This window comes from Halopseudomonas sp. Lyrl_26 (assembly GCF_051948695.1).
Taxonomy (GTDB): Bacteria; Pseudomonadota; Gammaproteobacteria; order Pseudomonadales; family Pseudomonadaceae; genus Halopseudomonas; species Halopseudomonas formosensis.
The window spans coordinates 1-21,068 of record NZ_JAYJLH010000019.1 but is presented as its reverse complement, the minus strand read 5'-3'; the positions used below and the strand labels follow the sequence as shown (position 1 = coordinate 21,068).

At 63.8% G+C, this 21,068-nt stretch carries 22 protein-coding genes; 19 read left to right on the top strand and 3 right to left on the bottom strand.

What is annotated here, in order from left to right:
* Positions 1–3: 3 nt before the first annotated feature.
* The 3 genes from VF673_RS14360 to VF673_RS14350 are packed head-to-tail and all read left to right on the top strand — an operon-like array spanning position 4 to position 1,334.
* Positions 4–489, top strand: a complete 486-nt coding sequence (locus VF673_RS14360) for an Lrp/AsnC family transcriptional regulator (protein WP_273123606.1) — start codon at positions 4–6, stop codon at positions 487–489.
* Positions 490–511: 22 nt separating this feature from the next.
* Positions 512–715: a DUF2788 domain-containing protein gene (locus VF673_RS14355; RefSeq protein WP_090538266.1), complete on the top strand. Its 204-nt coding sequence runs from the start codon at positions 512–514 to the stop codon at positions 713–715.
* Positions 699–1,334 (top strand): pseudouridine synthase, encoded by a 636-nt coding sequence (locus VF673_RS14350; protein WP_090538268.1) that lies wholly within the window; start codon positions 699–701, stop codon positions 1,332–1,334. The genes VF673_RS14355 and VF673_RS14350 overlap by 17 nt, the downstream gene beginning before the upstream one ends.
* 21 nt (positions 1,335–1,355) lie before the next feature.
* Here the strand turns inward: VF673_RS14350 and VF673_RS14345 are convergent, their stop codons facing one another.
* Positions 1,356–1,778 carry an Mpo1 family 2-hydroxy fatty acid dioxygenase gene (locus VF673_RS14345; protein ID WP_090538427.1) on the bottom strand — a complete coding sequence of 141 codons (423 nt, stop codon included), beginning with the start codon at positions 1,776–1,778 and terminating at the stop codon, positions 1,356–1,358.
* 117 nt (positions 1,779–1,895) lie between these two features.
* On the opposite strand from VF673_RS14345, the gene VF673_RS14340 reads away from it, so the two are divergent.
* From VF673_RS14340 to VF673_RS14320, 5 genes are all read left to right on the top strand, one after another.
* On the top strand, positions 1,896–2,696 hold the full coding sequence (locus VF673_RS14340) for a hydroxymethylpyrimidine/phosphomethylpyrimidine kinase (RefSeq protein WP_440292423.1): 801 nt from the start codon (positions 1,896–1,898) through the stop codon (positions 2,694–2,696).
* A complete protein-coding gene (thiE, locus tag VF673_RS14335) occupies positions 2,693–3,313 on the top strand; it encodes a thiamine phosphate synthase (protein WP_440292422.1) in 621 nt (206 codons plus the stop codon). The genes VF673_RS14340 and thiE overlap by 4 nt, the downstream gene beginning before the upstream one ends.
* Before the next feature lie 18 nt (positions 3,314–3,331).
* Positions 3,332–3,967, top strand: a complete 636-nt coding sequence (locus tag VF673_RS14330; protein ID WP_440292421.1) for a PIN domain-containing protein — start codon at positions 3,332–3,334, stop codon at positions 3,965–3,967.
* Between the two features lie 11 nt (positions 3,968–3,978).
* Positions 3,979–5,259, top strand: coding sequence for a glutamate-1-semialdehyde 2,1-aminomutase (gene hemL / locus VF673_RS14325; protein WP_090538276.1), 1,281 nt, complete (start codon positions 3,979–3,981; stop codon positions 5,257–5,259).
* 119 nt (positions 5,260–5,378) lie between these two features.
* Positions 5,379–5,966 carry a tetratricopeptide repeat protein gene (locus VF673_RS14320; RefSeq protein ID WP_090538277.1) on the top strand — a complete coding sequence of 196 codons (588 nt, stop codon included), beginning with the start codon at positions 5,379–5,381 and terminating at the stop codon, positions 5,964–5,966.
* Positions 5,967–5,974: 8 nt separating this feature from the next.
* On the opposite strand, the gene VF673_RS14315 is transcribed toward VF673_RS14320, so the two are convergent.
* The gene (locus VF673_RS14315; RefSeq protein WP_090538279.1) at positions 5,975–6,316 is read right to left on the bottom strand and encodes a DUF1820 family protein; all 342 of its coding nucleotides are present in this window, start codon (positions 6,314–6,316) and stop codon (positions 5,975–5,977) included.
* 173 nt (positions 6,317–6,489) lie between these two features.
* Here VF673_RS14315 and miaB point away from each other — a divergent pair, with 173 nt between their 5' ends.
* The 5 genes from miaB to lnt all read left to right on the top strand — a co-directional run bounded on the left by miaB (position 6,490) and on the right by lnt (position 11,851).
* Positions 6,490–7,830 carry a tRNA (N6-isopentenyl adenosine(37)-C2)-methylthiotransferase MiaB gene (miaB, locus tag VF673_RS14310; RefSeq protein ID WP_090538281.1) on the top strand — a complete coding sequence of 447 codons (1,341 nt, stop codon included), beginning with the start codon at positions 6,490–6,492 and terminating at the stop codon, positions 7,828–7,830.
* 109 nt (positions 7,831–7,939) lie between these two features.
* Complete coding sequence (locus tag VF673_RS14305; protein WP_090538283.1) at positions 7,940–8,953, top strand: PhoH family protein; 1,014 nt, start codon at positions 7,940–7,942, stop codon at positions 8,951–8,953.
* Positions 8,943–9,401 carry an rRNA maturation RNase YbeY gene (ybeY, locus tag VF673_RS14300; protein ID WP_090538285.1) on the top strand — a complete coding sequence of 153 codons (459 nt, stop codon included), beginning with the start codon at positions 8,943–8,945 and terminating at the stop codon, positions 9,399–9,401. The genes VF673_RS14305 and ybeY overlap by 11 nt, the downstream gene beginning before the upstream one ends.
* A 10-nt stretch (positions 9,402–9,411) precedes the next feature.
* Complete coding sequence (locus VF673_RS14295) at positions 9,412–10,251, top strand: HlyC/CorC family transporter (protein WP_090538287.1); 840 nt, start codon at positions 9,412–9,414, stop codon at positions 10,249–10,251.
* 64 nt (positions 10,252–10,315) lie between these two features.
* The gene (gene lnt, locus VF673_RS14290; RefSeq protein WP_440292420.1) at positions 10,316–11,851 is read left to right on the top strand and encodes an apolipoprotein N-acyltransferase; all 1,536 of its coding nucleotides are present in this window, start codon (positions 10,316–10,318) and stop codon (positions 11,849–11,851) included.
* Here the strand turns inward: lnt and VF673_RS14285 are convergent.
* Positions 11,795–12,073, bottom strand: coding sequence for a hypothetical protein (locus tag VF673_RS14285; RefSeq protein WP_440292419.1), 279 nt, complete (start codon positions 12,071–12,073; stop codon positions 11,795–11,797). The genes lnt and VF673_RS14285 overlap by 57 nt on opposite strands.
* 229 nt (positions 12,074–12,302) lie before the next feature.
* On the opposite strand from VF673_RS14285, the gene leuS reads away from it, so the two are divergent.
* The 6 genes from leuS (at position 12,303) to lipA (ending at position 20,852) form a co-directional block, all read left to right on the top strand.
* Complete coding sequence (leuS, locus tag VF673_RS14280) at positions 12,303–14,909, top strand: leucine--tRNA ligase (protein ID WP_440292418.1); 2,607 nt, start codon at positions 12,303–12,305, stop codon at positions 14,907–14,909.
* An 18-nt stretch (positions 14,910–14,927) separates the two neighbouring features.
* Positions 14,928–15,485, top strand: a complete 558-nt coding sequence (locus VF673_RS14275) for an LPS-assembly lipoprotein LptE (RefSeq protein ID WP_440292417.1) — start codon at positions 14,928–14,930, stop codon at positions 15,483–15,485.
* Positions 15,482–16,516 carry a DNA polymerase III subunit delta gene (gene holA, locus VF673_RS14270; protein ID WP_440292416.1) on the top strand — a complete coding sequence of 345 codons (1,035 nt, stop codon included), beginning with the start codon at positions 15,482–15,484 and terminating at the stop codon, positions 16,514–16,516. Before VF673_RS14275 ends, holA begins: the two co-directional genes overlap by 4 nt.
* A 135-nt stretch (positions 16,517–16,651) precedes the next feature.
* Positions 16,652–17,929, top strand: a complete 1,278-nt coding sequence (locus VF673_RS14265) for a lytic murein transglycosylase (RefSeq protein WP_320331803.1) — start codon at positions 16,652–16,654, stop codon at positions 17,927–17,929.
* A gap of 189 nt (positions 17,930–18,118) precedes the next feature.
* Positions 18,119–19,690, top strand: a complete 1,572-nt coding sequence (locus VF673_RS14260) for a TerC family protein (protein ID WP_440292415.1) — start codon at positions 18,119–18,121, stop codon at positions 19,688–19,690.
* Between the two features lie 109 nt (positions 19,691–19,799).
* Positions 19,800–20,852: a lipoyl synthase gene (gene lipA, locus VF673_RS14255; RefSeq protein ID WP_440292414.1), complete on the top strand. Its 1,053-nt coding sequence runs from the start codon at positions 19,800–19,802 to the stop codon at positions 20,850–20,852.
* Positions 20,853–21,068: the final 216 nt, after the last annotated feature.

Here is a 21,068-nt window from a genome sequence, read left to right as displayed (position 1 = left end):
ATGATGCCCACCGATCTAGACCGCTACGACCTGAAAATCCTTGCGGCCCTGCAGGAAAACGCTGCCATCAGCAATCAGGAGCTGGCCGACCGCATCGGCCTGTCGCCATCGCCCTGCTCGCGACGGGTCAAGCAGCTGGAGGAAGCCGGCTACATCCTGCGCCAGGTGGCTCTGCTTGACCCGCACAAGCTCGGCCTGACGCTCACGGCCTTTGTCATGGTCGGCATGGACAGGCATACTCCCGACCGTTTTGCCCACTTCGAGGACACCATCCGCCAGTGCCCGGAGGTGCTCAACTGCGCCCTGGTGACCGGAATGGATGCCGATTACCAGTTGCGCGTGGTGGTGCAGGACATGGATCATTATCAGCAGTTCCTGCTGGGCACCCTGACGCGGATCGAGGGTGTGTCCAGCGTACGTTCGAGCTTCGTGCTCAACCAGGTGGTCTCCAGCACGGAATTGCCCCTCAATCATCTGGTCAACAGATAAACACCCCTTGCCGGAGGACCCCGTGAGCTACGAAGAATTCGAAGCCCTTGCCCTGCCCCTGACCATCTTCGCGCTGGTTGCCTTCATGGGCTTCATCGTCTGGGATCTGGCCAAGCAATCCAAGGCCGGACGCTGGGGCACAGCGGTGCTGTTCTTCGCCCTGGGCCTGGGCGTGGTCGGCTTCGTGATCAAGGCAATCATCCTGGGCAATGTCGAAGGTTTCTGACCCGGCGGGCCGGCGGCAGCGCCCCGCCGCGACGCGACCCGATCGACGCCCCCGACGCCAGCCGGCTGCGCGTCCGGCGGTGCCCCGTCTGATAGCACTGAACAAGCCCTTCGATGTGCTGACTCAGTTCACCGATGATCAGGGCCGGGCAACCCTCAGGGACTTCGTGGATATTCCCGGCATCTATGCCGCTGGGCGGCTGGACCGGGACAGCGAGGGCCTGCTGCTGCTGACCAACGATGGTCGCCTGCAGGCACGGATCACCGACCCCAGACACAAGCTGGCCAAGACCTACTGGGTGCAGGTCGAGGGCGAGCCGACCGCCGAGCAGCTGGCGCAGCTGCGGGCCGGTCCGCTGCTCAATGACGGTCCGACCCGTCCAGCCGAGGTGGAACAGATGGCCGAGCCGGCCCTGTGGCCCCGCCAGCCACCGGTGCGCTTTCGCAAGAGCATTCCCACCAGCTGGCTGGCGATCACCATACGCGAAGGACGTAATCGCCAGGTAAGACGCATGACCGCTGCCGTGGGATTGCCCACTCTGCGACTGGTCAGGGTGCGGATCGGGGATTGGGAGCTGGGTGACCTGCAGCCGGGCGAGTGGCGCGAGCTGCCCTGTTGAGCCCGGCGGCGGCCACCGCGTTCAGTAGCGCCAGCCGAGGCGGCGGAACACGAACCCCATCAGCCAGGCCGGACCGATCAGCAGAAACTGCACATCCTTGAAGAAGGACGGTTTCTTGCCTTCCACGTGGTGACCGATGAACTGGCCGATCCAGGCCACCACGAAAATTGCCACACAGGGCCAGAAAACCACCGGCATCAGATGCAGGATCCACAGCATCACCAGACCCTGCAGCGCCATGACCAGCGCCAGCTGCCAGGACAGCACCACATAGAAGGCCAGCGCCAGGCCGAGCACCACGGCCGCCACCAGCGGATGGAGCGCCCAGAGCATGCCCAGTACGCTGAAGGTGATCAGCGGCACGCAGACCCAGTGCACCAGTTTGTTCAAAGGGTTGCGATGGCTCTCGCCATACTCATCGAACCATTGCTCTACGGTCTTCATCAGCAGCTTCCCTCGCGAGTTATTGTTATAGTCAGCGGTCATCAGCGGCGGCCCTGCCCATTGCGGCGGCGACCCGCCCACATACCGATACCTGACCTTCGATGGTAAGCTTAACGCATGAATACGCCTACTCCTTTTCGTCCCGTTGTTCTCTGTCTTTCCGGCCATGACCCCAGCGGTGGTGCCGGCCTGCAGGCCGATATCGAGGCGTTGCTGGCCCAGGGCTGTCATGCCGCCCCCACGGTGACCGCGCTGACCGTGCAGAACACGGTGAATGTCAGCGATTTCCGCGTACTGGATCGCGAATGGGTACTGGCCCAGGCCAATGCCGTGCTCAACGACATGCCGGTGGCGGCGGTCAAGCTGGGCATGCTCGGCAATCTGGAAATGGTCGACACCGTGGTGGAGATACTGCAGGCCCACCCGCACCTGCCGCTGGTCTGCGACCCGGTGCTGCGCGCCGGCGGTGGCGGCTCGCTGGGCAAGGATGAGGTCGGCTATGCGATGCGCGAGAAACTGCTGCCGCTGGCCCGCATCGTCACCCCCAATCTGCCCGAAGCGCGCATCCTCGCCGAGCTGCCCGAGGGCACCGCGGATGAATGCGCCGAAAAGCTCATGCCGCTGTGCCAGAACCTGCTGATCACCGGCGGTCACGGCACCGAACAGGAAGTGCATAACCGCCTGTACTGCCAGGATGGCAGCCAGCACACCTTCACCTGTGCCCGCCTGCCCGGCGAGTACCACGGTTCCGGCTGTACCCTGGCCAGCACCCTGGCCGGACGCCTGGCGCTGGCCGAGGATCTGGTCAGCGCCGTGGAGAATGCCCTGGACTACACCTGGCGCACCCTGCGCGACGCCGAGCGGCCGGGGCAGGGTCAGTATGTACCGCGCCGTCTGCCGCTGGACTTCTGCCAGTGAGCCTGCGCGGCCTCTACGCCATCACCGACAGCGCCCTGCTCGCCGATGGCCGCCTGCTGCCCTGGGTCGAGGCGAGCCTGGCTGGCGGCGCCCGACTCCTGCAGTACCGGGACAAGAGCAGGGACAGCGTGCGCCGGCGGGAAGAGGCCGGCCAGCTGAGAACGCTGTGCGCGCAGTACGGTACTGAGCTGCTGATCAACGATGATCTGGCCCTGGCCAGCGAACTCGGGGTCGGTGTGCACCTGGGCCTGGAGGATGGCAGCCTGCAGGAAGCCCGTGCCGAGCTGGGGCCGGAAGCCATCGTCGGCGCCACCTGCCACGCCAGCCTGGCCAATGCCGAAGCCGCGCTGGCCGCCGGCGCCAGCTATATTGCCTTCGGCCGTTTCTTCGACTCCCGGACCAAGCCCGGCGCCCCGGCCGCCACCCTGGAACTGCTGGAGCAGGCCCGCGAGCGCTTCAGCGCTCCCATCGTCGCCATCGGCGGCATCACCCTGGAGCGCGCCCCGCAACTGCTGGCGGCAGGCGCTGATCTGCTGGCCGTTATCCACGGCCTGTTCGGCGCTGATTCTGCTCGTGAAGTGCAATATCGCGCTCAGACCTTCAACTCATTGTTCTGACTCCACGGAAGGCTAGTCATGGGAAAGAAGTATGCTTTGATTGACTTGGAAAATATCCAGCCAGCCTCTCTTCAAAAGCTCAAAGCCGAGAGCTACCAACTGAAGATATTTGTGGGTGCGCATCAGGCTAAAGTCAGTGTGGAGTTTGCGGAAGAGGTGCAACGATTTGGTGAAAATGCTCAGTACATACGACTGACCAGCAGCGGCAAGAACGCCTTGGACTTCCACATTGCTTTCTATATGGGTCAGCTAGCCACCAACGAGCCAGATTGCCAGCTACTGGTGATTTCCAAAGACACAGGCTATGACCCTCTTCTCAAGCATTTACGCTCCTTGGGAATCAAGGCCAATCGGAGTGCTGCCATTGTGAGTGTCGCAACCCCATCCACACTCCCCAGCTCTCAGGCTGGTTCAGCCACAAAAAAAACTCCTGCACAGATGTCCATGAAGGAGCGCATCCATCATGTGAGACAGCATCTACAAAAAGCAGGTAAAGCCAAGCCAGCCAAACTAAAAACACTGACTACAGCTCTAGACTCAGTATTCCAGAAGAAGCTAAGCGAGCTCGCGATCAGCGACATTGTTAACGAACTCATCAAACAAGGTATTGTGATCGACGAACAAGGCTCGATTACATACAAACTCAACGCCTAAAGGAATTTTTCATGTCCCGTTCCGAATCCCTGTTTGCCAGTGCCCAGAAACATATTCCCGGCGGCGTCAACTCGCCGGTGCGGGCCTTCCGCAGCGTCGGCGGCAGCCCGCTGTTCATCAAGCATGCCGAAGGGGCCTACATCATTGACGAGGATGACCGCCGTTATGTGGATTATGTCGGCTCCTGGGGCCCGATGATCCTGGGTCATGGCCACCCCGAGGTGCTTGAGGCGGTGCGCCGCCAGCTCGAGCATGGCTTGTCCTACGGCGCCCCCACCGCCATGGAAACCGAGATGGCGGAGCTGGTGTGCTCGCTGGTGCCGTCCATGGACATGGTGCGCATGGTCAGCTCCGGTACCGAGGCGACCATGAGCGCCATCCGCCTGGCCCGGGGTTACACCGGCCGCGACACCATCATCAAGTTCGAGGGCTGCTACCACGGTCACTCCGACAGCCTGCTGGTCAAGGCCGGCTCCGGCGCCCTGACCTTCGGCGTACCCAGCTCGCCGGGCGTACCGGCGGCCTTTGCCCAGCACACCCTGACCCTGCCCTATAACGACATTGCTGCCGTGCGTGAAACGCTCAGCCGGGTCGGCAATGAAATCGCCTGCATCATCGTCGAACCGGTGGCCGGCAACATGAACTGCGTACCGCCGGTACCGGGCTTCCTCGAAGGCCTGCGCGAGGCTTGTGACGAACATGGTGTCGTGCTGATCTTCGACGAGGTGATGACCGGTTTCCGCGTGGCACTGGGCGGCGCTCAGGCCCATTTCGGCGTTACCCCGGATCTGTCCACCTTCGGCAAGATCGTCGGCGGCGGCATGCCGGTGGGCGCTTTCGGCGGCAAGCGTGAAATCATGCAGCACATCTCGCCGCTGGGTCCGGTCTACCAGGCCGGCACCCTGTCTGGCAACCCGCTGGCCATGGCCGCCGGTCTGACCACCCTGAAACTCATCAGCCGCCCCGGCTTCCATGACGAGCTGGCCGCCTACACCAGCCGGCTGCTGCAGGGCCTGCAGGACCGCGCCGATGCCGCCAGCGTGCCCTTCGTCACCACCCAGGTGGGCGGCATGTTCGGCCTGTACTTCAGCGGCGCCGATGCCATCCAGACCTTCGAGGATGTCATGGCCAGTGATGCCGAGCGCTTCAGCAAGTTCTTCCACCTGATGCTGGACCAGGGCGTGTACCTGGCGCCCAGTGCCTATGAGGCCGGCTTTACCTCCATCGCCCACGGCGAGGCGGAACTGCAGCTGACCCTGGACGCCGCCGAACGCGCCTTCGCCGCACTCTGAGTCCCGCCCCGAACGGGGTTCGCCACTGCGCATCCACCGCCGGCCAGCCCGGCGGTTGGCGCCGGCGCGGATTCCAGCGCACAATGACACCTGACGCATCAGCCAACGGGCCCCTGACCATGACCAGACCGCTCCGCTCTCTCCTGTTCTGCACCCTGTTCGGACTGGGCCTGGGCTCCGTGCCGGCCCTGGCCCAGAACGACGAGCCGCTGGTGATCAGCACCGAGGAACACTGCGCGCTCAACCGCGTGGATGATGACAACCTGCCCCTGGCGCTGGACAGCTGCCGCAGCATGGCCGAGGCCGATGACATGCAGGCGCAGTTCGAGATGGGGGAGTTCTACTACCATGGCGAGCGCAGCGAGCGGGACCTGGCGCAGGCGCTCAAGTGGTACGAACGCGCCTCGATCCAGGGGCACCCCGATGCCCAGTACCGCCTCGGCCTGATGCACGCCACCGGTGAGGGCGTGGAGCGCAACCTGCCCCAGGCCTACATCATGCTGAAGATGGCTGCCGTCAATGGTCAGGACGCCGCCATGGATGCCAGTGATCGCCTGGCCGAAGAGATGAACGAGGAGGAGATTGCCTCAGCGACCCAGGTGCTGGGCACGCTGTTCCGCAATTATCTGCGGCATATCCGGGAAGAGCAGCTGCGCCGGCTGCATCCGGAGTTGCTGGAAGAGGAGCTGCAACCCGAGATGGAGTGAGCCGGGGCTCACCCCTGCCCCGACCCCGGACCGGGCGGCAGCGGAAAGGACATCACGTTGCTGCCACCCTTGGCCTCGCTGATCTTGGCCTGACCGACACGCTCCACCTCGTCGATGCGCACTATGGCGTGCAGCGGGATGAAGCTGCGGTTGACGCCTTCGAACTGGTTCTTGAGCTTTTCCTCGCCCGGGTCGACCAGCATCTGCGAACGCTCGCCAAACACCAGCTCCTCGACCTCGAGAAAGCCCCACAGCTCGCTCTGGAAGATCTGGCGGGCATAGATTTCAAACACCTGCCCCTGATTGAGGAAAATCACCCGGAAGATGGGCTGCTGCTTGTCTTTGCTCATGGACTCGTACGTTACACCACAGGTCAGTAATGCCGGGCGCCGAAACGCCGGATTGAAGGTCGCGGATCATAGCACATCCGCGAGCGCTGCAAGCACCCGACCACCACCATCACATTGCCCGGGTCAAGCGTGTATAATCGCCGTTTTTCTCCACGAGTCACCCCCGCAAACCCATGGCAAAGAAACTTTTTATCCAGACCCACGGCTGCCAGATGAACGAGTACGACAGCTCGCGCATGGCAGATCTGCTCGGCGAATATCAGGCGATGGAGCTGACCGACAGTCCCGAAGAGGCTGACGTGATCCTGCTCAACACCTGCTCGATTCGCGAGAAGGCGCAGGAGAAGGTGTTCTCCGAGCTGGGGCGCTGGCGACCGCTGAAGGAGAAGAATCCCGACCTCATCATCGGCGTCGGCGGCTGTGTTGCCAGCCAGGAAGGGACCGCCATCCGCGAGCGGGCTTCCTATGTGGACGTGGTGTTCGGCCCTCAGACCCTGCACCGTCTGCCGGAGATGATCGACGCCGCGCGCACCACCGGTGCTCCCCAGGTAGACGTATCCTTCCCCGAGATCGAGAAGTTCGACCGCCTGCCCGAGCCCCGGGTCGATGGCCCGACCGCCTATGTTTCGGTCATGGAAGGCTGCAGCAAGTACTGCAGCTTCTGTGTGGTGCCCTACACCCGGGGCGAGGAAGTCAGCCGTCCCTTCGATGACGTGCTGGCCGAGTGCGTGCACCTGGCCGAGAACGGCGTGCGCGAGATCACCCTGCTGGGCCAGAACGTCAATGGCTACCGGGGCGAGACCCATGATGGCGGCATCGCCGACCTGGCCGATCTGATCCGGGTGATCGCCCAGATCGACGGCATTGATCGGATACGCTACACCACCTCGCACCCGCTGGAGTTCTCCGACAGCCTGATCCAGGCCCACGCCGAAGTACCGGAGCTGGTCAAGTACCTGCATCTGCCGGTGCAATCGGGCTCCGACCGGGTGCTGGCCGGCATGAAGCGCAACCACACGGTGCTGGAATACAAATCCCGCATCCGCAAGCTCAAGGCGGCGGTGCCGGATATCATCCTCAGCTCGGACTTCATCGTCGGCTTCCCCGGGGAGACCGACCGCGACTTCGAGCAGACCATGAAACTGGTGGAAGAAGTCGGCTTCGACTTCTCCTATTCCTTCATCTACAGCGCCCGCCCCGGCACCCCGGCAGCCGACCTGGTGGATGACACTCCCGCCGAGGTGAAGAAACAGCGCCTGCAGATACTCCAGGCCCGGCTCAACCAGCAGGGTTTCGAGAACAGCCGTCGCATGGTCGGCACCACCCAGCGCATTCTGGTCACCGACTATTCGAAGAAGGACCCGGGCATGCTGCAGGGTCGTACCGAACACAACCGCGTGGTCAACTTCCGCAGCGACAACCCGGCGCTGATCGGCCAGTTTGTGGACGTGCGTATTGATGAGGCCCTGCCCCACTCCCTGCGCGGCACTCTGCTGAGCGAAACCGTGCACTGAGCCAGGCTGCCGCTGCCGCCGGAGGCCGCTGGCCGTCCGGCTTTGCAGCGGCCATTTTGCGCGCTATGCTGTGACCTTCCCACTGCCACAAGGCCCCCTGAAGACCAATTTGAACGCTCCCTTGACCATCCATCGTTTCAGTATCGAGCCCGTGGACTCCCGGCGCTTTGCCAGTCTGTGCGGCCAGTTTGATGAAAACCTGCGCCTGATCGAACAGCGCCTCGGCATCGAGGTGCGCAATCGTGGCAATCATTTTGAATTGATTGGCGATCCGGCCATCACCCGCTCGGCCGAGGCGGTGCTGCGTCAGCTGTATCGCGAAACCCGCGATCACCGTGACCTGGAGCCGGAAACCGTGCACCTGTATCTTCAGGAGTCCGGTCTGGAGAACCTCAGCGAGGCACTGGCTCAGGACAGCCACCATCAGCCGGTGATACTGCGCACCAAGCGCATGACCATCCAGCCCCGGGGTCCGAATCAGCAGAGCTACGTGCGCTCGATCCAGGAGCACGACATCAACTTCGGCATCGGCCCTGCGGGTACCGGCAAGACCTATCTGGCGGTGGCCTGCGCCGTGGATGCCCTGGAGCGCGAGCAGATCCGCCGCATCCTGCTGGTGCGCCCGGCGGTGGAAGCCGGCGAGAAGCTGGGCTTTCTGCCCGGCGACCTGTCGCAGAAGATCGACCCCTACCTGCGCCCCCTGTACGACGCACTGTACGAGATGCTCGGCTTCGAGCAGGTGGCCAAGCTGATCGAACGCCAGGTGATCGAGGTAGCCCCGCTGGCCTACATGCGCGGCCGCACGCTGAACAACAGCTTCATCATCCTCGATGAGAGTCAGAACACCACCCTGGAACAGATGAAGATGTTCCTCACGCGGATCGGGTTCGGCTCAACTGCCGTGATCACCGGGGACATCACCCAGGTCGACCTGCCCCGCGGCACGCGCTCGGGTCTGACCCACGTCATGGAAGTACTCAAGGACGTCAAGGGCATCGGCTTTACCCACTTCCAGTCCAAGGACGTGGTGCGCCATCCGCTGGTGCAGCGCATCGTCGAGGCCTACGACCGTTTCGACCAGCGTCAGGAGCAGGAGCGCCAGGAGCGCCGTCATGACCATTGAGGTAGACATACAGAGGGCGACCGACGCGCCCGATCAACCTGACGACGACAGTCTCATGCGCTGGGCCGCCCTGGCCCTGCGCAACAACCCCGGCAGCGAACTGACCATACGTCTGGTAGATGCCGAGGAGAGCCAGGAGCTCAATCGGGAGTACCGTCACAAGGACTACCCGACCAATGTCCTGTCCTTCCCCGCCGACCTGCCCCCGGAACTCGAGATCCCCCTGCTGGGCGATCTGGTCATCTGCGTGCCCGTGGTCAACCGCGAGGCCGCAGAACAGGGCAAGCGACGCGAGGACCATTGGGCCCACATGGTCATCCATGGCTGCCTGCACCTGCTGGGCCATGATCACATCGAAGACAGTGAGGCCGAGATCATGGAACAGCTCGAACGCGAGCTGCTGGCCGAGCTGGGCGTTGCCGATCCCTACCTTGAATCCGACGAGTAATGAGAGAGCCATGAGCGAAGATCGACCGAGCAGCGGACACAGGTCCTGGCTGGAGAAGCTGGTTCAGCCCTTTGCCCAGGAACCGCGCAGTCGCCAGGAATTGCTTGAGGTCTTGCGTACCGCCCAGCGCAACGAGGTGCTGGATCTGGAAGCACTGAGCATTATCGAGGGAGCCCTTCAGGTGGCGGACATGCAGGTCCGGGATATCATGATTCCCCGGTCGCAGATGAACACCATCAAGGCCAGCCAGACACCCCGGGAGTTCCTCCCGGCGATCATCGAGGCGGCCCACTCCCGGTTTCCTGTCATCGGCGAAAGCATCGATGACGTGCTCGGCATCCTGCTGGCCAAGGATCTGCTGCCCCTGCTGCTGGAGGGCAACACCGAGCGCTTCAACATCAAGGACGTGCTGCGTCCGGCCACCTGTGTGCCCGAGTCCAAGCGCCTGAACGTCCTGCTCAAGGAGTTCCGCGCTACCCATAACCACATGGCGATCGTCATCGACGAGTACGGCGGCGTGTCCGGGCTGATCACTATCGAGGACGTGCTTGAACAGATCGTCGGCGACATCGAGGACGAGCACGACTTCGATGATGAGGAATACATCAAGGCCCTGCCCTCCGGCGACTATCTGGTCAAGGGGCTGACGCCAATCGAGGACTTCAACGAGGAGTTCGAGACGGATTTCTCCGACGAGGAGTTCGATACCTTCGGCGGACTGGTGATGAATGCCTTCGGTCATCTGCCCAAGCGCAACGAGATCGTCGAACTGGATGGCTTCCGCGTCCGCATCCTGAATGCCGACAGCCGCCGCATCCACCTGCTGCGGGTCAGCCTGATCCAGCCCTGAGGCATTGCCTGCTCGATGACGGGGCCTGCAACCGATGACGATGATGGTTTGACACGAGGAACCCATGCCGCTGGCACATGAACTGCTCGACTGGCTTCGCGCCCCCGGCTGGCGCGGCCACCTGCTGGCCCTGATTGCCGGTGCCCTCACTACCCTGTCCTTCACTCCCTTCGATATCTGGCCGCTGGGCCTGCTGTCAATTGCCCTGCTGTACCAGGGCCTGCAGCGCCTGGAGGGCCGTCAGGCGCTGTGGCGCGGCTGGTGCTGGGGACTGGGACTGTTTCTCAGCGGTGTATCCTGGATCTATATCAGCATCCACGTGCATGGTTATGCCGCACCGGCCCTGGCAGCCCTGCTGACCGGAGGTCTGGTGGCGGGACTGGCGCTGATCCCGGCGCTGACCGCCTGGCTGTGGGCCCGCTGGCTGCGTCCGCAATCGGGTCCCTGGCTGGCAAGTCTCGGCTTCGCCGCTCTCTGGGTCGGCCAGGAGTTTTTTCGCAGCTGGTTCCTCACCGGCTTTCCCTGGCTGTATCAGGGCTACGCCCACACCGATACCTGGCTGGCCGGCTGGGCACCGATTGGCGGAGTTTGGCTGCTGAGCTTCATCACCGTGTTCAGCGCCTGTCTGCTCAGCCACGGCGGACTCTGGCGTCGCTGGAAGAACGCCCTGGCGATGATCGCGGCGCTGCTCGGAATCTGGGGCGCCGGCGGCCTGCTGACCGGCATCGAATGGACGCGCCCGGCGGGCGAGCCCCTGTCGGTCGCCCTGATCCAGGCCAATATCGAACAGTCGCGCAAGTGGGACCCGGCGCACATCGACCATACCCTCGCCACCTTCCGCGACATGAGTTATGCCCAGCGCCGGGATACCGACCTGATCGTCTGGCCGGAAACCGCAGTCCCGGTTCTGAGCAGCAGTGCCATGCCCTTTGTCCAGGGCGTGGCGGCCAATCTTGCCAGCCAGGGCACCACCCTGATCACCGGCATCCCGGTAGACGAGGACGACCAGGGCCAGCTGCGCATCTACAACGGCATCATGGTCGCCGGCAGCAAGCCCGATACCTATCTCAAGCACAAGCTGGTGCCCTTCGGCGAGTACGTCCCGCTGGAGCAGTGGCTGCGCGGGATGATTGCCTTCTTCGATCTGCCCATGTCCAGCTTCTCCCGCGGCCCGCTGGAGCAGGACCCGCTGCAGGCCGCCGGATACCAGCTGGCGCCTTTCATCTGTTACGAGACCGTCTATCCGGATTTTGCCGCGCGGCTGGCCCGTCGCAGTCAGCTGCTGATCACCATCAGCAACGACAGCTGGTTCGGTGAGTCCATCGGTCCCCTGCAGCACCTGCAGATGGCCCGCATGCGGGCTCTGGAGTCGGGCCGCTGGATGATCCGCGGCACCAATAACGGGGTCACTGCCCTGATCGATCACCAAGGCCGGATTACCGCGCGTATTCCCCAGTTTCAGCAGCTGGCGTTGCACGGCTGGGTGCAGCCCCGCGACGGCCAGACACCCTGGCTGCGCTGGGGCAACTGGCCGCTGGGTACGCTAATGGGGGCGACTCTGTTGCTGTGCCTCGTACAGCGCCGAAATGATCGACGGTGACGCTGACACGCGATTGAGTTTGATGCTGCGCAGGATCTGATCGAGCAGCCGCAGGTCGGATTCGCTCAATCCCTGTATTTCCAGTTCTCCGGGGGCACTTGGCTGTCCACTCAGCCATTGGCGGGTACAGGCCAGATCCATCGCCTGATCCAGTCTTCGCAGCAATCGACCGTAGGACGAGTCCCGATCACCGCGCAGGGCCGCTGATTGCACTGATTTCATGCGATTCTCCCTGATGGGTACGATATCCGTCCACGCGGACTCCTCGGTAGCCGCCCTGCAGAGCGTACCAGTAAGCGGTCGCGGCTCCCTTGCCCCTTAGCATAGTCGGCGGCCGTGGCTTGCCCGGTGCCCGGCGACGAATGGCATACCGCTACCGGTTCATGGCCGCTGTGGTGTATGCTGCCCCATTACTTTTTATCCTGATACGAGCCTACAGACAGCCCTCCCCATGCAAGAACAGTATTCTCCCCGCGAAATCGAACATGCCGCCCAGCAGGAATGGGAAAGGACCGACGCCTTCAGGGTTGAGGAAACCCCCGACCGCGATACCTACTATTGCCTGTCCATGTTCCCCTACCCCAGCGGCAAGCTGCACATGGGGCATGTTCGCAACTACACCATCGGTGACGTGATCGCCCGCTACCAGCGCATGCAGGGTCGCAATGTACTGCAGCCGATGGGCTGGGACGCCTTCGGCATGCCTGCGGAGAACGCCGCGATGAACAATCAGGTGGCCCCGGCGGCCTGGACCTGGTCGAACATCGACTACATGCGCAACCAGCTCAAGAGCCTGGGCCTGGCCATCGACTGGTCGCGCGAGTTCGCCACCTGTGCACCTGACTACTACCGCTGGGAGCAGTGGCTGTTCACCCGTCTGTTCAAGAAGGGCGTGATCTACCGCAAGAACGGCACGGTCAACTGGGACCCGGTGGACCAGACGGTACTGGCCAACGAGCAGGTGATCGACGGCCGCGGCTGGCGCAGTGGCGCACTGGTCGAGAAGCGTGAGATCCCCATGTACTACTTCCGCATCACCGATTACGCGGAGGAGCTGCTCAGCTCGCTGGATGACCTGCCCGGCTGGCCGGAACAGGTCAAGACCATGCAGCGCAACTGGATCGGCAAGTCGGTGGGGATGGAGGTGCATTTCCCCTACGACCAGGCCAGCATCGGCCGGGACGGCAAGCTCAAAGTGTTCACCACCCGCCCGGACACCCTGATGGGGGCCACCTATGTGGCCGTGGCGGCGGAACACCCGCTGGCCGCTCAGGCCGCCGAGAGCGATCCCCAGCTGCAGGCCTTCATCGAAGAATGCAAGCGCGGCGGCGTATCCGAAGCGGACATTGCCACCCAGGAGAAGAAGGGTCGCGCGACCCGTCTGTTCGTCGAGCATCCGCTGACCGGCGACAAGCTCCCGGTGTGGGTCGCCAACTATGTGCTCATGGGTTACGGCGAAGGCGCCGTGATGGCTGTTCCGGCCCATGACGAGCGCGACTTCGAATTCGCCAGCCAATACAACCTGCCAATCAAGCCGGTGATCCGTACCTCTGCCGGTGACAGTACCCCGGCGCCCTGGCAGGACGCTTACGCCGAGAAGGGTGTGCTGATCAACTCCGACGAGTTCGACGGTCTGGACTTCGACAGCGCATTCACCGCCATCGGTGAAGTGCTCAAGCAGAAGAAGCTGGGCGAACCTCGCACCCAGTTCCGCCTGCGCGACTGGGGTATCAGCCGCCAGCGCTACTGGGGCTGCCCGATTCCGATCATCCACTGCCCGAGCTGCGGCGACGTACCGGTACCGGACGACCAGCTGCCGGTGGTGCTGCCCGAGGATGTGGTGCCCGATGGTGCAGGGAGCCCGCTGGCGAAGATGCCCGAGTTCTACGAGTGCACCTGCCCCAGCTGCAACCAGCCGGCGCGCCGGGAAACCGATACCATGGACACCTTCGTGGAAAGCTCCTGGTACTTCGCCCGTTACGCCAGCCCGCACTACGACAAGGGCATGGTCGACCCGGCCGCGGCCAATCACTGGCTGCCGGTGGACCAGTACATCGGAGGCATCGAGCATGCCATCCTGCACCTGCTGTACGCGCGCTTCTTCCACAAGCTGATGCGCGACGAGGGACTGGTGAACTCCGATGAGCCCTTCAAGAACCTGCTTACCCAGGGCATGGTACTGGCCGACACCTACTACCGCATCGACGAGAAAGGCGCCCGCACCTGGTACAACCCGGCGGACGTGGAGGTCGAGACCGACAGCAAGGGCAAGGTGCTGAGCGCCCGCCTGCGCAGTGACGGCCTGCCGGTGGAAATCGGCGGGACCGAGAAGATGTCCAAGTCGAAGAACAACGGAGTCGACCCGCAGGCGATGATCGATCAGTACGGCGCCGATACCTGCCGCCTGTTCATGATGTTCGCCTCGCCGCCGGACATGAGCCTGGAATGGTCCGATTCCGGCGTCGAGGGGGCCCAGCGCTTCCTGCGTCGGGTCTGGCGTCTGGCCCATCAGCACATCACCGACGGGCTGCCGGGTGCGCTGGATATCACCAGCCTGAACGACGCCCAGAAGCAGGTTCGGCGTGCCACCCACCTGGCGATCCGTCAGGCCAGCCAGGATATCGGCCAGCATCACAAGTTCAACACCGCCATTGCCGCAGTAATGACCCTGATGAACGTACTGGAGAAGGCGCCCCGGGACAGCGAGCAGGACCGCGCCGTGCTCCAGGAAGGTCTGGAAACCGTCACCCTGCTGCTGGCGCCGATCACCCCGCACATCGCCCACACCCTGTGGCAGGGTCTGGGCCACGACACGCCGGTGATCGATGCGCCCTGGCCGCAGCTGGATGAAAGCGCCCTGGTACAGGACAGTCTGGAGCTGGTCATCCAGGTCAACGGCAAGCTGCGTGGGCACATTCAGGTGCCCGCCGACGCCAGCCGTGAGGACGTGGAAGCTGCTGCCCGCAGCAACGAGAACGTGCTGCGCTTCACCGACGGTCTGACCATTCGCAAGGTGATCGTCGTGCCGGGCAAGCTGGTCAATATCGTCGCCAACTGACAACAACGGAGAAATGGCATGCCCTTGCAACGTCCTCGTCATCTGCTGAGCTGCGCCGTCCTCGGCGCAGCCCTGCTGCTCGGTGCCTGCGGCTTCCAGCTGCGCGGTACTGCAACCGAAGATATCCCCCTGCAGGAACTGCGCCTGAGCGTCCAGGACGAATACGGCCAGATCCACCGGGCGCTGCGTGAGAGCCTGATCAACCATGGCGTTCGGGTCACCGACAGCGCCCGCTACCACCTGCAGCTGCAGGAAGCCGACAGCCGTCGTTCACTGGGCAACGCCAGCCGCGGCGGCCCGATCGAGCGTGAGCTGCGCAGCGAGCTGACCTACGTCATCAGCAACAGGGACGGTCGGCTGCTGCTCGGACCGGAGACACTCACCGCCCAGCGCTCCTATGGTGCCGACCGCAACAACGTGACCGGCAATACCGAGGAGGAGCAGCTGCTGCGCAACGAGATGCACCAGGAGCTGATCCGTCAGCTGGTGCTGCGTCTGTCCCGTGTGTCACCCGCGGTCCTGGAAGCACGTGAGCAGGCGCTGGACGGTTCCGGACAACCTGCACCGACCCGATGAAACTCAATGCCGCACAACTGCAGCGCCAGCTCCGCGATGGGCTGGCGCCGGTGTATGTCGTCAGCGGTGACGATCCACTGCTGTGCGGCGAGAGTGCGGATCTTATCCGCCAGGCCTGCCGGGACGCCGGCAGCGAAGAACGCCTGGTCTTCCATATCGATCGCAGCTTCGACTGGGGTCAGGTGCGCGAGGCCGGTAACAGCCTGTCGCTGTTCGCCCAGCAACGCCTGATCGAACTGCGCATACCCGGGGGCAAGCCCGGGGACGAGGGCATACGGGTGTTGCTCGACTGGCTCGAGGCACCCGCGCCGGACACCACCCTGCTGATCAGCCTGCCCAGGCTGGATTCCAGCGCCCAGCGTACCAAGTGGGCCAAGACCCTGATGGAGCACGGGAACAGCCGTTTTGTGCAGGTCTGGCCGGTAGATGCCCATCAGCTGCCCAACTGGATGCGCGACCGTCTGGCGGCTGCAGGACTGCATGCCACCCCCGAGGCGCTGGATCTGCTGACTGTCCGGGTGGAGGGCAACCTGCTGGCCGCCGCCCAGGAAATCGAAAAGCTCAAACTGTTCTGCGATGGCGGCCAGCTGGACCTGGAAACGGTGCAACAGGCGGTGGCCGACAGCGCCCGCTTCGACGTCTTCACCCTGTCCGACGCCCTGCTCCAGGGCAACGCCCAGCACGCCCTGCGCATTCTCCAGGGACTGCGCGGCGAAGGCGTTGAAGCACCGGTGATTCTCTGGGCGGTCAGCCGCGAAGTGCGCAGTCTGTACAGCATGGCCCTGGAACAGGCCCGGGGCATTCCCCTGGATCGCATTTTCGCCAACCAGCGCCCCCCCATCTGGGACAAGCGCAAACCCCTGCTCAGCCGCGCCCTGGAACGCCACCCTCCGCGAGTCTGGGCCGAGCTTCTGCGTCTGGCCCAGCAGGCCGACGAGCAGATCAAGGGCCAGGCTGAAGGCTCGGAATGGGACACCCTGGCCCGGATTCTGGTCCGCGCGGCCGGCGTGCGCCTGCCCATCAGCTCCTGACGCCCTGGCTTTTGCCAGCGGTCGGGGAACCTGTCCGACCGCCGACTCTCAAACAGCATTAGCCGGCCCAGCGGTGCGTTTGTGTCGAAACGCATGCTACAGTGGGGCCGTTCACGAAATGCCGGAAGCCGATACATGCGTAAAGTCCTTCTTCGCCCCGCCGCCCTGTTGCGCACCCTGTCAGCGGTGACCGCCAGCCTGCTGGTGCTGTCCGCCTGCGCCGAGAATCGCCTGGAAGCCTCGGTAAAGCCCGTCGCCAGCCCGGTGGTGGTCGAGGAGTCACGGACGTTCAGCCAGTGGCGAGATGACTTCCGCAGCCGCGCCCTGGCCTCGGGCATTCAGCCCCGGGTATTCGACGAGGCCTTCCGTGGGATAGAACCGGACCCAGCGGTCCTGCGCGCCGATCAGAGTCAGCCCGAGTTCACCCGTCCGATCTGGGAATACCTTGATGGCGCCCTGTCCACCCAGCGCCAGGCCACCGGACGGGTCATGCTCAACCGGCACGCCGCGACGCTGCAGCAGATCGAGGCCCGCTACGGCGTTGACCGTCATATCCTGGTGGCGATCTGGGGTCTGGAAAGCAACTTCGGCAGCAACATGGGTGACCGCTCGGTAATACGCTCCCTGGCCACCCTGGCCCATCAGGGGCGCCGTTCCGAGTTTGCTCAGACCCAGCTGCTGGCGGCGCTGGAAATCCTCCAGCGCGGGGATACCACGGCCGCCGACATGACCGGCTCCTGGGCCGGGGCCATGGGTCAGACCCAGTTCATCCCGACCACCTACAACGAGCACGCGGTCGACTTCGACGGCAACGGCAAACGGGATATCTGGCACACCGAGGCCGATGCCCTGGCGTCCGCCGCCAATTACCTGCGTGCTTCGCACTGGCAGAGCGGCGCGCCCTGGGGTCAGGAGGTGCGCTTGCCGGCCAGTTTCGATTACACCCTGGCGGACATGTCGATCCGCAAGACCCTGGCCGAATGGAGCGCGCTGGGCGTGCAGGATGCCCGAGGCCGCAGGCTCGTCAACCATCTCCAGGATCAGGCCAGTCTGATACTGCCCGCCGGTCATCGTGGCCCGGCCTTCCTGGTGATGAACAATTTCCGCAGCATCCTGAAATACAACAATTCCACCAGCTACGCCCTGGCCATCAGCCTGCTGGCCGAGCGATTCCAGGGGCGAGGTCAGGTGCTGGCCAGCTGGCCGGTCGACGATGATCCGCTGTCCCGCGCCGAACGGGTGGAGTTGCAGGAGCGCCTGCAGCAACAGGGTTTCGAACCGGGCGCGGCCGACGGCATCATCGGCGCCAACACCCGCCAGGCTATCCGTCGCTCGCAGATTGCCCTCGGCTGGCCGGCGGATGGCTACCCGGATCGCCAGTTGCTGAAGGCCCTGCGCAACCGGGTGCAGTGAGGGGTGGTTCACAATATCCAATTGTTTCGGGACAGCAGAAAGCGTATAAGGTTCTTTCCAATGGCAACCGGTTTAATGTTTTGAACTCTGTCCCTCCCCGAACATATGCGATGACAGACCGTCTTCGCACCCCCTCTTCACAATCCGTCGTCACCTCAATTGTGTATCCCGCCGTAATGGAGATAGACCATGTTTGAATGGCTCTCCGACCCCACGGTATGGGCGGGTCTGCTGGCACTGATCACCCTGGAGATAGTGCTCGGCATCGACAATCTCGTATTCATCGCGGTACTGGCCGAGAAACTGCCTCCCCACCAGCGGGACAAGGCGCGCATTCTGGGTCTGTCCCTGGCGCTGGTGATGCGCCTGATCCTGCTGATGAGTATCGCCTGGCTGGTCACCCTGACCAATCCGCTGTTCCATGCCGGCGACCATCCGGTTTCGGCCCGGGACCTGATCATGCTCGCCGGCGGCCTGTTCCTGCTGTTCAAGGCCACCATGGAGCTGCACGAACGGCTCGAAGGCCGACAGCACGTCAGTGGCGCCCGTATCGCCTACTCCAGCTTCGGCGTGGTGGTCACGCAGATCGTGATCCTCGATGCGGTGTTCTCCATCGACTCGGTGATCACCGCCATCGGCATGGCGGATGAACTGGCGGTCATGGCCATCGCCATGATAGTGGCCATGGCTGTGATGCTGGCGGCCAGCAAGCGCCTGACCCGCTTCGTCAACGCCCATCCGACACTGATCATCCTGTGCCTGGGTTTCCTGCTGATGATCGGCTTCAGCCTGATCGCCGAAGGCGTGGGTCTGCATATTCCCAAGGGCTATCTGTACGCCGCGATCGGCTTCTCGATCATGGTCGAGTTCTTCAACCAGCTGGCGCGGCACAACAAGCAGAAATGGCTGAATACCGGCGGTACCCTGCGCGAGCGCACCGCCAACAACATCCTGCGTCTGCTCGGCAAGAGCGATCAGGCCGAGGCCCTGGATACCGCCAGCACCTCAGACGAGGACGAGCCCGAGCCGGTATTCAACGAGAACGAGCGGGACATGATCCGCGGCGTGCTCAGCCTGGCCGATACCAATATCAAGGCGCTGATGACACCGCGCCGCGATGTGCATGTGCTGGATCTGGCCAACAGCTTCGAGGAACAGCGTCAGCAGCTGCTGGATTCGCCCTACTCCCGACTGGTGGTGATCCGCGACGGCAAGCAGGACGAGCCGCTGGGCATTGTGCAGAAGAAGACCCTGCTCGACTCCCTGCTGCAGGGCGGCGAGCTGGATCTGGAGGCGCATATCGAGCAGCCGGTGGTGCTGTTCGAGACGCAGAATGCGATCCGTGCCCTGGAAGCCTTCCGCCAGGAGGGCAAGCAGATGGCCTTTGTTGTCGACGAATTCGGCACGCTCGAAGGGATCGTCAGCCTCACCGACATCATGGAGGCCATTGCCGGCGAGCTGCCGGAGGCCGAACACGGTCTGGACTTCACCCCCAGCGTGGTGGAACTGGAGCCCGGCCGCTACGAGGTCGACGCCAGCGAGAACCTGGAGGAGATCAACCGCCACCTGCCCGCCCCGCTGCCGCGCAATCCGCTGTACACCACCCTGGCCGGGCTGATCCTGCATGAGCTGGAGCACATGCCGGAACAGGACGAAGTGCTGACTGTGGATGGATGGCAGCTGCGCATTCTGGAAATCGAGCACGTACGTATCGCCCGGGTGGAGCTGATCCGCCTGGACGAAGGCCACCACCACGAGTAGGCCACACGCGCCGGGGCAATGCACAGCACCAGCTGTGGTAAACTGAGCCCCGGCCACAAGCCCAACTCAGCCCCCCTTGCAGTGGAAGCCTACCAGGAGTCCGTAACCGATGTCTGACAACTCGCCAACCCATGTCGCCAGTGGTGAGAAATTCCGCAATGCCCAGGGCATTACTGCCATCAAGGACGGCCAGAAGCGCCGCGCCAGCCAGGCGGAACCCACTCCCTTCGAACCCAAGCCCAAATGGCTGCGGGTCAAGGCGCCGGCGGGCGACCGCTTCGAAGCGGTCAAGCGCAACGTCAGCGAACATCGGCTGAGCACTGTCTGTCAGGAGTCCCACTGCCCGAACATGGGCGAGTGCTGGAGCAATGGCACCGCCACCATCATGCTGATGGGCTCGGTCTGCACCCGCGCCTGCCGCTTCTGCGCGGTGGACACCGGCAACCCCAATGGCTGGCTGGATCAGGAAGAGCCCGAGAACACCGCGCGCTCGGTTGAGCTCATGGCGCTGCGCTACATAGTACTGACCTCGGTCGACCGCGATGACCTGCCCGATGGGGGCGCAGCCCATTACGCCGCCTGCGTACAGGCGATCAAGCGTCGTACGCCGGAGGTGGTCGTGGAAGCCCTGACCCCGGACTTCAATGGCGATCTGTCGGCTGTGGAGCTGGTGGTAGACTCGGGTCTTGAAGTCTTCGCGCAAAATGTGGAGACCATAGAGCGGCTGACCCATGAAGTTCGCGACCCCCGTGCCGGCTATGCCAAGACGCTGCGGGTGCTGGAGCACGCCAAGCGGCACCGCCCGCAAGTGCTGACCAAGACCAGCCTGATGGTGGGCCTGGGCGAGACCGACGAGGAAATCCTGCAAACCTTTGACGAGCTGCGCGCCATCGGCGTGGATATCGTTACCCTCGGCCAGTACCTGCAGCCGACCCGCAACCACCTGCCGGTCAAGCGCTGGGTGACCCCCGAAGAATTCAACCACTACCGCGAACTGGGCCTGGCCAAGGGCTTCATGGAAGTGGCCGCCGGCCCGCTGGTACGCTCCAGCTACCGCGCCGACCGGGTATTCGAGAAGAACAACCTGGGCCTGGCCGCCCCCGCCGCCGTACCCGGGCAGCAGGTCGACAGCAACCTGATTCCGACGCTGACCATTCGCTAGCAGGCTTTCTATCTGGGCTAGCCTCGGCGTAGCGCAGGGGCGCTACACCCCGGCACCGCGGACGAGCTGGTGCTCGTCCCTCCCAGGCAAACTCTGAACGTCATCGCTGGGAACGTCGAGCACCAGCTCGATGAAGGGTTTCGGGTTGTCGAGCACCCGCTCGACGACACAGCCCGCGCAAGCCCAGGCGTAGCGCAGGTGCGCTACACCCCGGTA